Genomic DNA, 14,453 nt, shown 5'->3' with positions numbered 1-14,453 from the left:
TCGGTGAAAGAGGTGCTGAAATGCCGGAAGGCCCCCACCAATGCTGGTGGGGGCCTTCCGGTTAACGGGTGTTCGGCGGTGTCCTACTCTCCCACACCCTGTCGAGTGCAGTACCATCGGCGCTGGAGGGCTTAGCTTCCGGGTTCGGAATGGGACCGGGCGTTTCCCCTCCGCTATGGCCGCCGTAACTCTATGAAACTGTCACACATTCAACACCCCTACCCGAACCCATCCCCGGGGTCCGAAGACCCGAAAGATGGTGGGGGTGAATGGTATCTGTGTGTTGTTTCAGATACCGCACAGTGGACGCGTAGCTTCTTTGTGGTAAGTCCTCGGCCTATTAGTACCAGTCACCTCCACACATTACTGTGCTTCCAGTTCTGGCCTATCAACCCGGTGGTCTGCCGGGGGCCTTACCCCCTCGAGGGGGTGAGAAACCTCATCTTGGAACAGGCTTCCCGCTTAGATGCTTTCAGCGGTTATCCCTTCCGAACGTAGCTAACCAGCAGTGCTCCTGGCGGAACAACTGGCACACCAGAGGTTCGTCCGTCCCGGTCCTCTCGTACTAGGGACAGCCTTCCTCAAGTTTCTAACGCGCGCGGCGGATAGAGACCGAACTGTCTCACGACGTTCTAAACCCAGCTCGCGTGCCGCTTTAATGGGCGAACAGCCCAACCCTTGGGACCTACTCCAGCCCCAGGATGCGACGAGCCGACATCGAGGTGCCAAACCATCCCGTCGATATGGACTCTTGGGGAAGATCAGCCTGTTATCCCCGGGGTACCTTTTATCCGTTGAGCGACACCGCTTCCACTTGCCGGTGCCGGATCACTAGTCCCGACTTTCGTCCCTGCTCGACCTGTCAGTCTCACAGTCAAGCTCCCTTGTGCACTTGCACTCGACACCTGATTGCCAACCAGGCTGAGGGAACCTTTGGGCGCCTCCGTTACATTTTGGGAGGCAACCGCCCCAGTTAAACTACCCACCAGGCACTGTCCCTGAACCAGATCATGGTCCGAGGTTAGATGTCCAATACGATCAGAGTGGTATTTCAACAACGACTCCACGAACACTGGCGTGCCCGCTTCACAGTCTCCCACCTATCCTACACAAACCGAACCGAACACCAATACCAAGCTATAGTGAAGGTCCCGGGGTCTTTTCGTCCTGCCGCGCGTAACGAGCATCTTTACTCGTAATGCAATTTCGCCGAGTCTGTGGTTGAGACAGCAGAGAAGTCGTTACGCCATTCGTGCAGGTCGGAACTTACCCGACAAGGAATTTCGCTACCTTAGGATGGTTATAGTTACCACCGCCGTTTACTGGGGCTTAAATTCTCAGCTTCGCCATTACTGGCTAACCGGTCCTCTTAACCTTCCAGCACCGGGCAGGCGTCAGTCCGTATACATCGTCTTACGACTTCGCACGGACCTGTGTTTTTAGTAAACAGTCGCTTCTCTCTGGTCTCTGCGGCCCCACCCAGCTCAGGAAGCAAGTTCCGTCACCAGACGAGGCCCCCCTTCTCCCGAAGTTACGGGGGCATTTTGCCGAGTTCCTTAACCACAGTTATCTCGATCGCCTTAGTATTCTCTACCTGACCACCTGTGTCGGTTTGGGGTACGGGCCGTGTGAAAGCTCGCTAGAGGCTTTTCTCGGCAGCATAGGATCACTGAATTCGCCTCAATCGGCTACGCATCACGTCTCAGGCTGTATGTGACCCGGATTTGCCTAGGTCACGCCCTACACGCTTACACCAGTATTACCACTGACTGGCTCAGCTACCTTCCTGCGTCACCCCATCGCTTGGCTACTACCAGATCGGTTCACGCGCATCCACACACCGGAGAACCCGAAGGTTCGAAGGCGGCTTCAGGGCGCTTAGCATCACTGATTCACCAGGGGCGCGTTCACACGGGTACGGGAATATCAACCCGTTGTCCATCGACTACGCCTGTCGGCCTCGCCTTAGGTCCCGACTCACCCTGGGCGGATTAACCTGGCCCAGGAACCCTTGGTCATTCGGCGGACGAGTTTCTCACTCGTCTTTCGCTACTCATGCCTGCATTCTCACTCGTGCAGCCTCCACACCTGGATCACTCCGGCGCTTCCATGGCTGCACGACGCTCCCCTACCCATCCACACCACTGCACACAGGCCCGTAGACCCGCATGGGTGTTATGTGAATGCCGCGGCTTCGGCGGTGTACTTGAGCCCCGCTACATTGTCGGCGCAGGATCACTTGACCAGTGAGCTATTACGCACTCTTTCAAGGGTGGCTGCTTCTAAGCCAACCTCCTGGTTGTCTTCGCGACCCCACATCCTTTTCCACTTAGTACACGCTTAGGGGCCTTAGCCGGCGATCTGGGCTGTTTCCCTCTCGACTACGAAGCTTATCCCCCGCAGTCTCACTGCCGCGCTCTCACACTCTGGCATTCGGAGTTTGGCTGACGTCAGTAACCTTGTGGGGCCCATCGGCCATCCAGTAGCTCTACCTCCAGAGTGAAACACGCGACGCTGCACCTAAATGCATTTCGGGGAGAACCAGCTATCACGGAGTTTGATTGGCCTTTCACCCCTACCCACAGCTCATCCCCTCAGTTTTCAACCTAAGTGGGTTCGGGCCTCCACGACGTCTTACCGTCGCTTCACCCTGGCCATGGGTAGATCACTCCGCTTCGGGTCTAGAACATGCCACTACAAACGCCCTATTCGGACTCGCTTTCGCTACGGCTACCCCACACGGGTTAACCTCGCGACATGCCGCTAACTCGCAGGCTCATTCTTCAAAAGGCACGCCATCACCCACCCACCGAAGTGGCGCAGGCTCTGACGGATTGTAAGCGCACGGTTTCAGGTACTATTTCACTCCCCTCCCGGGGTACTTTTCACCTTTCCCTCACGGTACTAGTCCGCTATCGGTCACCAGGGAGTATTCAGGCTTATCGGGTGGTCCCGACAGATTCACAGCAGATTTCACGGGCCCGCTGCTACTCGGGTGTCCGTCACGACAGTCACCATGTTTTCGTCTACGGGACTCTCACCCTCTACGACAGGCCGTTCCAGACCACTTCGACTAACACGATGATTTCTCACTGTCGGCCAATCCGGCAGAATTGACAAGACGGATCCCACAACCCCACGAATGCAACGCCCGCCGGCTATCACACACCCATGGTTTAGCCTCTTCCGCTTTCGCTCGCCACTACTCACGGAATCACATGTTGTTTTCTCTTCCTGTGGGTACTGAGATGTTTCACTTCCCCACGTTCCCTCCACACGCCCTATATATTCAGGCGCGGGTAACCACACATCACTGTGGCTGGGTTTCCCCATTCGGACATCCTCGGATCTCAGCTCGGTTGACAGCTCCCCGAGGCTTATCGCAGCCTCCTACGTCCTTCATCGGCTCCTGGTGCCAAGGCATCCACCGTACGCTCTTAAACACTTACAACAAAGATGCTCGCGTCCACTGTGCAGTTCTCAAACAACACACAAACAGAAAACCCGTGCAGACACCGGACCAACCAGAACCGAAGTTCCCGCTGCGGTATGACCTGCGTTTCCCGCTCGTCGTTTCTTCCTTGAAAGATCACTCACGTGTTCTCTCAGGACCCAACAGTATGCCGATATATCGCCTGCCGGCGGCCATGTGACCATCCGATACGCAGACGAGGTAGTCAGTGTTCCACCCATGAGCAACCGCAGTCCCACGATTGGGGACTAAACGGCCTCTGCCAGCAAGAAGACAACCTCTGTTGCCCCCTCCACTGGAGAACGCTCCTTAGAAAGGAGGTGATCCAGCCGCACCTTCCGGTACGGCTACCTTGTTACGACTTCGTCCCAATCGCCGATCCCACCTTCGACGGCTCCCTCCACAAGGGTTAGGCCACCGGCTTCGGGTGTTACCGACTTTCATGACGTGACGGGCGGTGTGTACAAGGCCCGGGAACGTATTCACCGCAGCGTTGCTGATCTGCGATTACTAGCGACTCCGACTTCACGGGGTCGAGTTGCAGACCCCGATCCGAACTGAGACCGGCTTTAAGGGATTCGCTCCACCTCACGGTATCGCAGCCCTCTGTACCGGCCATTGTAGCATGTGTGAAGCCCTGGACATAAGGGGCATGATGACTTGACGTCGTCCCCACCTTCCTCCGAGTTGACCCCGGCAGTCTCCTGCGAGTCCCCGCCATTACGCGCTGGCAACACAGGACAAGGGTTGCGCTCGTTGCGGGACTTAACCCAACATCTCACGACACGAGCTGACGACAGCCATGCACCACCTGTATACCGACCACAAGGGGGGCCGTATCTCTACGGCTTTCCGGTATATGTCAAACCCAGGTAAGGTTCTTCGCGTTGCATCGAATTAATCCACATGCTCCGCCGCTTGTGCGGGCCCCCGTCAATTCCTTTGAGTTTTAGCCTTGCGGCCGTACTCCCCAGGCGGGGCGCTTAATGCGTTAGCTACGGCACGGATCCCGTGGAAGGAAACCCACACCTAGCGCCCACCGTTTACGGCGTGGACTACCAGGGTATCTAATCCTGTTCGCTACCCACGCTTTCGCTCCTCAGCGTCAGTTACTGCCCAGAGACCCGCCTTCGCCACCGGTGTTCCTCCTGATATCTGCGCATTTCACCGCTACACCAGGAATTCCAGTCTCCCCTGCAGTACTCAAGTCTGCCCGTATCGCCCGCAAGCTTGGGGTTGAGCCCCAAGTTTTCACGGACGACGCGACAAACCGCCTACGAGCTCTTTACGCCCAGTAATTCCGGACAACGCTCGCACCCTACGTATTACCGCGGCTGCTGGCACGTAGTTGGCCGGTGCTTCTTCTGCAGGTACCGTCACTCTCGCTTCGTCCCTGCTGAAAGAGGTTTACAACCCGAAGGCCGTCATCCCTCACGCGGCGTCGCTGCATCAGGCTTTCGCCCATTGTGCAATATTCCCCACTGCTGCCTCCCGTAGGAGTCTGGGCCGTGTCTCAGTCCCAGTGTGGCCGGTCGCCCTCTCAGGCCGGCTACCCGTCGTCGCCTTGGTAGGCCATTACCCCACCAACAAGCTGATAGGCCGCGGGCCCATCCTGCACCAGTAAACCTTTCCAACCCCCGCCATGCGACAGGAGCTCATATCCGGTATTAGACCCAGTTTCCCAGGCTTATCCCAGAGTGCAGGGCAGATCACCCACGTGTTACTCACCCGTTCGCCACTCGTGTACCCCCGAAGGGGCCTTACCGTTCGACTTGCATGTGTTAAGCACGCCGCCAGCGTTCGTCCTGAGCCAGGATCAAACTCTCCGTTGAAGACTCAAGATTGGCCGGCAAAACCGGCAATCAGTCATAGACATCGAGTCAAATCACTAGCAAAATAAACTCAAACTAGCTGTTTGCGCTGACCATCCCAGACGGAAGAATGAGACAATCAGCAAATACCCACCACAAAAAGTGATGGAGTACCAAAAATTGGCACTGACATTCATCGACACACTGTTGAGTTCTCAAAGAACACGCACACACCATCACTCGAAACACACAGTTTCTCGTTCCGGGGCAACCGTTCCAGCCTAACCCGCACCCGACACCGACGCAAATCGGCGACCGGAAGGAGTATCGGCAACCGCCAGGCGCTCCCCGTACAACCTCGTTTTCCCTCGCTGACCAGTGAAGGTCGCGGCCGGGTCGGTGTCCGTGTCGCTCTGACCTGGAATAAGTTACGCGAACCGTTCGGCGATTGCCAAATCGCCTGATCAGGCCGTCGAAAGCACGGTCATGTACGCCGCGTGGCCGTCCGGACCGGCTGGGTCAGGGAACCCAGTACTTGGTGGCCAACTCCTCCACGAGGGGATCGTCCTCGGCGACCTCGTCGAGAGCGGCCAGGTCGGAGTCGATCGCGACAAGACGCGGATCGTCGCTCTCCACCTCCTCCACCGGGTGACCCCCGTTCTCGGAGAGTTGGCGCAGGAGTTTCTCGCGAACGCGGGTCTTCAGCGAATCACTCACCTCCCGAGCATGCCGCCTCGCTCGCAGCCCTGTCGAGACCTGCCGTCACGAATCGTGGTGATCCCGGTCGTCGTCGGATCGACGGAACACCTGTCGTGCGATCGGTATCAACATGACCAGGGCGCCGACCATGAGGATGAGCCAGAAGATCTCCATCCACACGATGAGTCACCTTCTCCCATGGAGTGCCGGCGGGACCGCCCGTCCCACGGTTCATCGTCCTCCCCGCGGGGCCGTACCGCGAGGTTTCGGCGACCGCGCCGGATCGGCCACCGAGTCGCCGAAACCAGAAGGGCCCCTCACCTGGTGGTGAGGGGCCCTCTCGGAGCTGCCTGCGAGAATCGAACTCGCGACCTTTTCATTACGAGTGAAATGCTCTACCGACTGAGCTAAGGCAGCGTGCCTTTCGGCGCACGCGAGTCTATCCCGTCCCCCCGGCCCAAATGCAAATCGGGCTCGTTCTACCTGAACTCGGCGCCCAGGCGGGCGACGAGTGCGTCGGCGGCGAACTTGGGTTTGACGTTCTGATCGAGTGCCTCCCGGCAGTCCAGGATCGCCTCGATGCACCGCAACAGGCCCTCTCGCGACGTGCGACCCGCGAGGTCCGCCGCCTGTTCCGCCATGTCGGGATGATTGGGAGTGGCGGACGACCCGAACGAGTAGGCCAATGCGTCGCGGTACAGACCGGCGAGATCCATGAGCGCGCGATCGAGTGAGTCGCGCCCGGTTCGGGTGGCGCGAGACTTCTGACGACGTTCGAGTTCCTTGAGCACGCCGGCCGAGCCCCGCAGGGCTCCGGCGGCGCCCTTGCCGGTGCCGCCCGCGCCGAGCGCGGTCCGCATCTCCTCGGTCTCCCGCTCGTCGCGTTCGGCGGTCAGTTCTCGGGCCTCGAGTTCCGCTGACTGCACCAACTCCTCGGCGGCGGCGTAGGCGGTGCCCGGCCGAAGCGCCGCGCCCGCCAGAGCCAGGGCACGCTTGCGTCGGCTGCGCGCGTCCTCGTCCCGCGCGAGGCGCCGGGCCCGCCCGACATGCCCGCCACAGATGGAGGCCGCCCAGTCCGAGGTCTCGGCGTCGAGGTGATCCCGCTCCCGCAGCACCTGCGCGATCGCGTCCACACTCGGCGTCACCAAGGGAATGTGCCGGCACCGGGAACGGAGCGTCACCGAGATGTCCTGCGGGTCCACCGACGGCGCACACAGCAGGAACACCGTCCGCTCCGGCGGTTCTTCGACGACCTTGAGCAGCGCGTTCGCCGCGCCCTCGGTGAGACGGTCGGCGTCCTCGACGACGACGACCTGCCAGCGGCCCGTGCTGGGTCGACGCGAGGCGGTCTGCACGATGCCGCGCATCTCGCTGACGCTGATACTCAGCCCCTCGGGCACGACCCGACGGACGTCGCCGTGCGTGCCGGCCATCGTCGTCGTGCAGGCCTGACATTCGCCGCAGCCCGGGACTCCGTCGGACGTGCACTGCAGTGCCGCGGCGAAGCACACCGCGGCAACCGACCGGCCCGACCCGGGCGGACCGGTGAACAGCCACGAGTGCGTCATCCGCGAACCGGCGTCGCCGCCGCGCGCCGCCGTCGCAGCAGCCGTCAACTCTGCCTCGACGTGCTCCTGGCCGACCAGTCGATCGAAAACACCCGCCACGCGCCGAGCCTAACTGTCCCTGCCGACGGCGACGGCGCGGCTGGTCACGACTTCTTCGCCGCGGCCTTCTTGGCCGGCGCCTTCTTGGCTGCAGTCTTCTTCGCCGCCGCCTTCTTGGCCGGTGCCTTCTTCGCGGCGGCCTTCTTCTTGACCGGGCCGCGAGCGCGACGATCGGCGAGAAGTTCGGACGCGCGTTCGTCGGTTATCGACTCGACCTCGTCGCCCTTGCGCAGGCTGGCGTTGGTCTCGCCGTCGGTGACGTACGGGCCGAAGCGGCCGTCCTTGATGACCATCGGCTTGCCGGTGGCCGCGTCGTTGCCGAGTTCCCGCAGCGGAGCAGCCGCCGAAGCCTGACGCCCGCGCCGCTTCGGCTCGGCGTAGATCTTCAGTGCCTCCTCGAGCGTCACCGTGAACATCTGATCCTCGTTCTCCAGAGAACGGGAATCGGTGCCCTTCTTCAGATACGGCCCGTAACGGCCGTTCTGCGCGGTGATCTCTTCCTTCGATTCGGGGTCGACACCCACCACGCGCGGCAGCGACAGCAGTTTGAGGGCATCCTCGAGCGTGACGGTGGCCAGGTCCATCGACTTGAGCAGCGATCCGGTGCGCGGCTTGGGGCCGGCCACCTTCTTCGCGGCCTTCTTCGCCGGCGCCTTCTTGACGGCCTTCGTCTTGGTGGTGCCGTCGGCCGCCGCCTCGACGGGCACGATGTCCGGCTCCGGTTCGGGTGCCGGCGCGGGGAGGATCTCGGTGACGTACGGGCCGAAGCGGCCTTCCTTCGCGACGATCTCGTGGCCGGTCAGCGGGTCGACGCCCAGCTTCCGTCCCTCCTGCGGCGTCGAGAACAGCTTCTCGGCGTACTCGGGAGTGAGTTCGTCCGGCGGCAGGTCGTCGGGCAGGTTCGCACGCTGCGAGACCGGGTCGCCGTCCGGATCGTCCGGGTTCTGGACCATCCGCTCGAGGTAGGGACCGAAGCGTCCGACCCGCACATGGACCTCGCGGCCCTCGGCATCGTCGAACAGGCGGATCGAGTTGATCTCGCGGGCGTCGATGTCCTCGAGATTCTGACCGACCATCTTCTTGAGGCCACCGGCCCGCGCGATCGAGTCGTCCGCGGCCGCCGCGTCACCGAAGTAGAAGCTCGACAGCCAGTTGCCGCGCTGTTCGCGGCCGCCGGCGATCTCGTCGAGGTCGTCCTCCATCGCCGCGGTGAAGTCGAAGTCGACGAGCCGGCCGAAGTGCGTCTCGAGCAGCCCGATCACCGCGAACGCGACCCACGACGGAACGAGCGCGCTGCCGCGCTTGTAGACGTAACCGCGGTCGAGGATGGTCTTGATGATCGAGGAGTACGTCGACGGACGACCGATGCCGAGCTCTTCGAGAGCCTTGATGAGGCTCGCCTCGGTGTAGCGCGCCGGCGGATTGGTGGAGTGACCGTCCGGGTCGAGCTTGGTAGCGGTCACCTCCTGGCCCTGCGTCAGGACCGGAAGGCGCGACTCGGCGTCGTCGGACTGGCCGCCGGCCTCCTCGTCGACACTCTCCACGTACGCCTTCAGGAAGCCCGGGAACGTGATGGTGCGGCCGGACGCCGAGAACGTGCACTCCTCGCCGGTGCCGGCGGTGCCGGTGATCCGCAGCGTCAGGGTGGTGCCGCGGGCATCGGCCATCTGGGAGGCGACGGTGCGCTGCCAGATCAGCTCGTACAGGCGGTACTCGTCGTTCTCGAGACGAGAGTGCAGCTGACCCGGCGTCTGGAAGACGTCACCGGCCGGACGGATCGCCTCGTGTGCCTCCTGCGCGTTCTTCACCTTGCGGGTGTACTGGCGCGGAGTGGCGTGTACGTACTCGGCGCCGTACAGCTCGGTGGCCTGGGCCCGCGCCGCGGAGATCGCCGACTGCGACAGCGTGGTCGAGTCGGTTCGCATGTAGGTGATGTAGCCGTTCTCGTACAGACGCTGCGCTACCCGCATGGTGCGCTCCGACGAGAAGCGCAGCTTGCGCGCAGCCTCCTGCTGCAGCGTCGACGTCATGAACGGCGCGTACGGCTTGCGCGTGTACGGCTTGTCCTCGGCCGAGGAGACGACCAGGTCGACGCCTTCGAGGGCCTCCGCGAGCCGACGGGCGTACGCCTCGTCGATCACCGTCACGCCGGTGGACTTGAGCTTGCCGTCGGGCCCGAAGTCCCGTCCTGCGGCGACGCGGGAGCCGTCGACCGAGACGAGGCGCGCACCGAAAGCGCGGGGGCTGGCGTCGGCACCGGCGTCGAGCGTCGCCGAGATGTCCCAGTACTCCGCGGAGCGGAACGCCATGCGCTCGCGCTCGCGCTGCACGATGACGCGCGTCGCGACGGACTGCACGCGGCCCGCCGACAGCTTCGGCATGACCTTCTTCCACAGCACCGGGCTGACCTCATAGCCGTAGAGACGGTCGAGGATGCGTCGGGTCTCCTGTGCGTCGACCAGGTCGTTGTCGAGGTCGCGGGTGTCCTCGGCGGCGGCGCGGATGGCCGGCTCGGTGATCTCGTGGAACACCATTCGGCGGACCGGGATCTTGGGCTTGAGCGTCTCGAGGAGATGCCAGGCGATGGCCTCGCCCTCACGGTCGGGGTCGGTGGCGAGGTACAGCTCGTCGGCATCCTTGAGCAGGCTCTTGAGCTCGGTGACCTTCGACTTCTTCTCCGGGCTGACGACGTACAGCGGCTCGAAGTCGTGGTCGACGTTCACACCGAGGCGCGCCCACGGCTCACCCTTGTACTTCGCGGGCACGTCCGCAGCGCCTCGCGGGAGGTCGCGAATGTGGCCGACCGACGCCTCCACCACGTAATTCTTCCCGAGGTAGGGCGCGATCTTCTTGGCCTTCGTCGGTGACTCGACGATGACGAGGCGGCGCGTGCCGGACGCTCCGTCCGCCGTGCTCTTCTCCCGTGATGCCACCTGTTGTCCGCACCTTCCTGCTCGATCAGTGCCACCGTGTGCACCTGATGCGAATCTCGCCTTCGACCCCGTTATACCGGGTCCGGTCAGTAACAGGGTGTCACACCGGTAAGCCGATCACGTAGATCCGTCCCGGTCCGTTCGCTCAAATGTGCGGCCAGTTGCGGCGAGCGTCCGGATCGTCGGGGGCTTCGCCGATATTCTCCGCGAGGTGCATCAGGCGCCTTCTCCCGGAAATGCGCAATCCAGGAGTGGACCCCCTGATTCCGACAATTGTCGGTGCGACGCCGGCCCGCATGAGCGACTGGGCCAGGACGACGTGGGTGTCCGGCGCATGCGGGTCCAGGCCGAGAAGATAGCGCTGGCCGTCGGCCTCGACGCGTCCGGCGGCCAGGACCCACGCCCGTTGTTCACGCGCGCCCGGAATCCAACCCGGGGGCACGGACTTGACCGCCCCCCGCGTCCATCGAGCGGCGAGATCGATCAGATGCGGAACCGAGGCCGTCCGAACGAGCGGCCGTCCTTCCTCCGAAGTACCGATCTCCGGCTCGAGATCCGCCTCGGCCATCAACGTGGCGATCGCTTCGGCCCGCCACAGACTGTCGACGACGACGGACACCCGAGCGCCGTCCTTCGAGACGGCCACCTGCCCCTGCGCCGCGAGCAGCCCGCCGAGGTCGGTCACCGCGGGGGGCATCGACTCGGCGGAGAAGAACGACAGCTGGGCCACAAGTGGACACTAGGCCACGGATTCGCGTTGTTCGCGCTCTTCGTGCATCTGCACCGCGGAGCCCGGCGGGATCACCCCTCAACGCAGTCGTCCCCCACTGCCGAGTCGGCAGTGGGGGACGACGTCAGGCACCGGTCGTGACGGCCGGCTCTGCCTGTCGTTCAGTTCTGACGTTCAGCTGGTGAACGAATCAGATGGCGCGAACGCCGGTGGCCTGCGGGCCCTTGGTGCCCTGGCCGACCTCGAACTCGACGCGCTGGTTCTCTTCCAGGGTGCGGAAGCCGCTGCCCTGAATCTCGGAGTAGTGGACGAAGACGTCAGCGGAGCCGTCCTCGGGAGCGATGAAGCCGAAGCCCTTTTCCGCGTTGAACCACTTCACAGTGCCCTGTGCCATGCTTTTCCTTCTCTTTCTTACACCGGATTCGATGGACAGCACTTCCGGTCCACCGGGCCGGTTCCGACCGCTGTACTTTCTCGATTCCCCCTCAGGAACGCACAAGCACCGCGCTCGCAACATCGATCCTGCGGGCGTGTAAACGAACACAGAAGCTGCGACCAGGTCATAGTCAACCACGTCCGACCCGCGCGCAACAGTCGAAAGACGAACAAAAACTGCAAATAGTTGATCTTGCACGCAGTGCCACTCCGGCTACTCTCCGGTACACCCCACGCGGATAATTCCGACAGGCCGTCGATAGGATGAAAAGCCCAGGTCCGACGCGTAGCAGTCACCCAGAACGCAACACCGACGAGTTTCCGGAGAGGCCCCCGTGAATCCCCCGCCCCATCCCGGTCGACCCGACGGAAACGGCGACGACTCATTCGGCCGGATGCTTCTGGACCGGATTCTGGCGGGCACTCCTCCGGGCGAGCACCCCCTGACCTTCACCGCGGATCTACCGCCCCGCGTGTCCAGTTACTCGGAATGGCCGGAATGGGCGGACCCGGCCGTGGTCCGGGCCCTTCGCACAGCCGGCATCCCTCAGCCGTGGAGCCACCAGGCCGAGGCCGCTTCCATCGCGGCCGCCGGTGAGCACGTGGTGGTTGCGACCGGGACGGCGTCGGGCAAGTCGCTGGCGTACCAGCTTCCCGTCCTGACTGCACTCGCCGGCGAATCCCGCGGCACCGCTCTGTATCTGTCACCGACCAAGGCGCTCGGCGCCGATCAACTGCGCGCCACGGCGGCACTCACCGAGTCCGAGCCGGATCTGCGGTCGATCCATCCCTGCCTGTTCGACGGCGACACCTCCATCGAACTTCGGCAGTGGGCGCGCGCGAACTCGCGCTGGATCTTCACCAACCCCGACATGCTGCACCTCGGGATCCTGCGATCGCACCAACGGTGGTCGCACCTGCTGCGCAACCTCCGCTACGTCGTGGTCGACGAGTGCCACTCGTACCGCGGCGTCTTCGGATCGAACGTCGCGCTGGTCCTGCGCCGACTCCGCCGCATCGCGGCCCGGTACGGAGCCCATCCGACATTCGTCCTGGCCAGCGCCACCACCGCCGACCCCGGAGCGGCCGCGTCGCGGCTGATCGGAGCGCCGTGCGCGCAGGTCACCGAGGACGGATCACCACACGGCCCCCGCACGATCGCGCTGTGGGAGCCCCCGCTACTGGCGTCGGTCACCGGCGAGAACGGCGCCCCGGTGCGGCGGGCGGCCGGGTCCGAAGCGTCGCGCATCATGGCGGACCTGCTGGTCGAGGGCGCCAGGACGTTGACGTTCGTCCGGTCCAGGCGCGGCGCCGAACTGACCGCGATCGGCGCGCGGCGGGCCCTCGCCGACGTGGACCCCGACCTCGCCGATCGTGTCGCCGCTTACCGTGCCGGATATCTCGCCGAGGATCGCCGCGACCTCGAGTCCGCCCTCGCGGACGGCCGGCTTCTCGGCGTCGCAACGACCAACGCCCTGGAGCTGGGGGTGGACATCGCCGGGCTCGACGCAGTGGTGGTGGCCGGGTTCCCGGGAACCGTCGCATCGTTCTGGCAGCAGGCCGGGCGCTCCGGACGCCGCGGTCAAGGCTCCCTCGTGGTGCTCGTCGCGCGCGACGACCCACTCGACACCTATCTCGTGCATCACCCGTCCGCGCTGCTCGACCGCCCGGTCGAGGCGACCGTCACCGACCCCACGAACCCGTACGTGCTCGGACCTCAGTTGCTGTGCGCGGCACTGGAGCTGCCGCTGTCCGACGCCGAGGTGGCGGACTTCGGCGCCACCGAAGTCCTGACCGAACTCGCGGCGCAGGGCCTGATCCGACGTCGTGCACACGGATGGTTCGTCACGGCCGAATCCGATCCGCACAGTGCGCTCGACATCCGGGGCGGCATCGGCGCCCAGATCGCGATCGTCGACAGCGAGTCCGGCCGGCTCCTCGGGACCGTCGACGCCGGGCGGGCCCCGGCCACCGCCCACCCGGGCGCGGTGCACATCCATCAGGGTGAGTCGTTCGTCGTCGACCACCTCGACCTCGACGAGGGTCTCGCGCTGGTCCACCCGGAGGAACCGGACTGGACCACCTCGGCCCGGGAGGTCACCGACATCGCGATCGCCGACGTCGCCGAACACAAGCGGTACGGCGAGGTCGGCGTCGCGCTGGTGCAGGTGGAGGTGACCCATCAGGTGGTGGGATACCTGCGCCGGTTGTCGTCGGGCGAAGTACTCGACTCGGTGGAACTCGACATGCCCGCGCAGACGCTGCACACCCGCGCGGTGATGTACACGGTCACGCCGGAACTGCTCGAGGAACACGGCATCGGAGCGGACCGGGTCCCTGGTGCGCTGCACGCCGCCGAACACGCCGCCATCGGCCTGCTTCCGCTGGTGGCGACGTGCGACCGCGGCGACATCGGCGGCGTGTCGACCGCGCTGCACCCGGACACCGGTCTCCCCACCGTGTTCGTCTACGACGGCCACCCGGGCGGCGCCGGCTTCGCCGACCGCGGCCACGACGAACTCGTCCGCTGGCTCGGCGCGACCCGGGAGGCGATCGACGCGTGCGAGTGCGTGGCCGGGTGCCCGTCGTGCGTGCACTCCCCCAAGTGCGGCAACGGCAACCATCCGCTCGACAAGGACGGCGCCGTGCGGGTGCTGACCGCGATCCTCGGCGCCGTGACCCCGTCGGATCCCGCGGTGTGACGGC

Annotated in this window: 6 protein-coding genes, 1 tRNA gene and 3 rRNA genes; 1 reads left to right on the top strand and 9 read right to left on the bottom strand. The window is 64.0% G+C overall.

Translation table 11 applies throughout. The annotated features are described in order from the left end of the window. Positions 1-70 precede the first annotated feature (70 nt). From rrf to C7H75_RS02900, 9 genes are all read right to left on the bottom strand, one after another. Positions 71-187: ribosomal RNA gene (gene rrf, locus C7H75_RS02940) — 5S ribosomal RNA — on the bottom strand. A 133-nt stretch (positions 188-320) separates the two neighbouring features. After that, positions 321-3,451 (bottom strand): 23S ribosomal RNA (locus tag C7H75_RS02935). A 334-nt stretch (positions 3,452-3,785) separates the two neighbouring features. Continuing rightward, a 16S ribosomal RNA gene (locus C7H75_RS02930) occupies positions 3,786-5,304 on the bottom strand. Together the 16S, 23S and 5S rRNA genes form the textbook arrangement of a ribosomal RNA operon. 498 nt (positions 5,305-5,802) lie before the next feature. Next, positions 5,803-6,000 (bottom strand): hypothetical protein, encoded by a 198-nt coding sequence (locus C7H75_RS02925; protein WP_005515797.1) that lies wholly within the window; start codon positions 5,998-6,000, stop codon positions 5,803-5,805. Positions 6,001-6,326: 326 nt separating this feature from the next. Further along, positions 6,327-6,399, bottom strand: a tRNA-Thr gene (locus C7H75_RS02920). Between the two features lie 62 nt (positions 6,400-6,461). Next, positions 6,462-7,649, bottom strand: coding sequence for a DNA polymerase III subunit delta' (locus tag C7H75_RS02915; protein WP_013414753.1), 1,188 nt, complete (start codon positions 7,647-7,649; stop codon positions 6,462-6,464). A gap of 44 nt (positions 7,650-7,693) precedes the next feature. Next, positions 7,694-10,582, bottom strand: a complete 2,889-nt coding sequence (topA, locus tag C7H75_RS02910) for a type I DNA topoisomerase (RefSeq protein ID WP_106850918.1) — start codon at positions 10,580-10,582, stop codon at positions 7,694-7,696. 145 nt (positions 10,583-10,727) lie between these two features. Beyond that, positions 10,728-11,312 (bottom strand): hypothetical protein, encoded by a 585-nt coding sequence (locus C7H75_RS02905; RefSeq protein ID WP_005515802.1) that lies wholly within the window; start codon positions 11,310-11,312, stop codon positions 10,728-10,730. Positions 11,313-11,502: 190 nt separating this feature from the next. Continuing rightward, a complete protein-coding gene (locus tag C7H75_RS02900; protein ID WP_005515803.1) occupies positions 11,503-11,706 on the bottom strand; it encodes a cold-shock protein in 204 nt (67 codons plus the stop codon). A 436-nt stretch (positions 11,707-12,142) separates the two neighbouring features. Between C7H75_RS02900 and C7H75_RS02895 the strand changes: the two genes are divergently transcribed. Further along, positions 12,143-14,449, top strand: coding sequence for a DNA 3'-5' helicase SftH (locus C7H75_RS02895; RefSeq protein ID WP_106850917.1), 2,307 nt, complete (start codon positions 12,143-12,145; stop codon positions 14,447-14,449). Positions 14,450-14,453 lie beyond the last annotated feature (4 nt).

The sequence above is a fragment of the Rhodococcus (subgen. Prescottella) equi genome, assembly GCF_003013675.1.
Taxonomy (GTDB): Bacteria; Actinomycetota; Actinomycetes; order Mycobacteriales; family Mycobacteriaceae; genus Prescottella; species Prescottella equi.
This window is presented reverse-complemented; position numbering and strand designations above follow the sequence as displayed.

Coding starts and splice junctions, on each gene's coding strand:
- C7H75_RS02895 (WP_106850917.1), top strand. CDS start 12,143: ATGCTTCTGGACCGGATTCTGGCGGGCACTCCTCCGGGCGAGCACCCC.
- C7H75_RS02900 (WP_005515803.1), bottom strand. CDS start 11,706: ATGGCACAGGGCACTGTGAAGTGGTTCAACGCGGAAAAGGGCTTCGGC.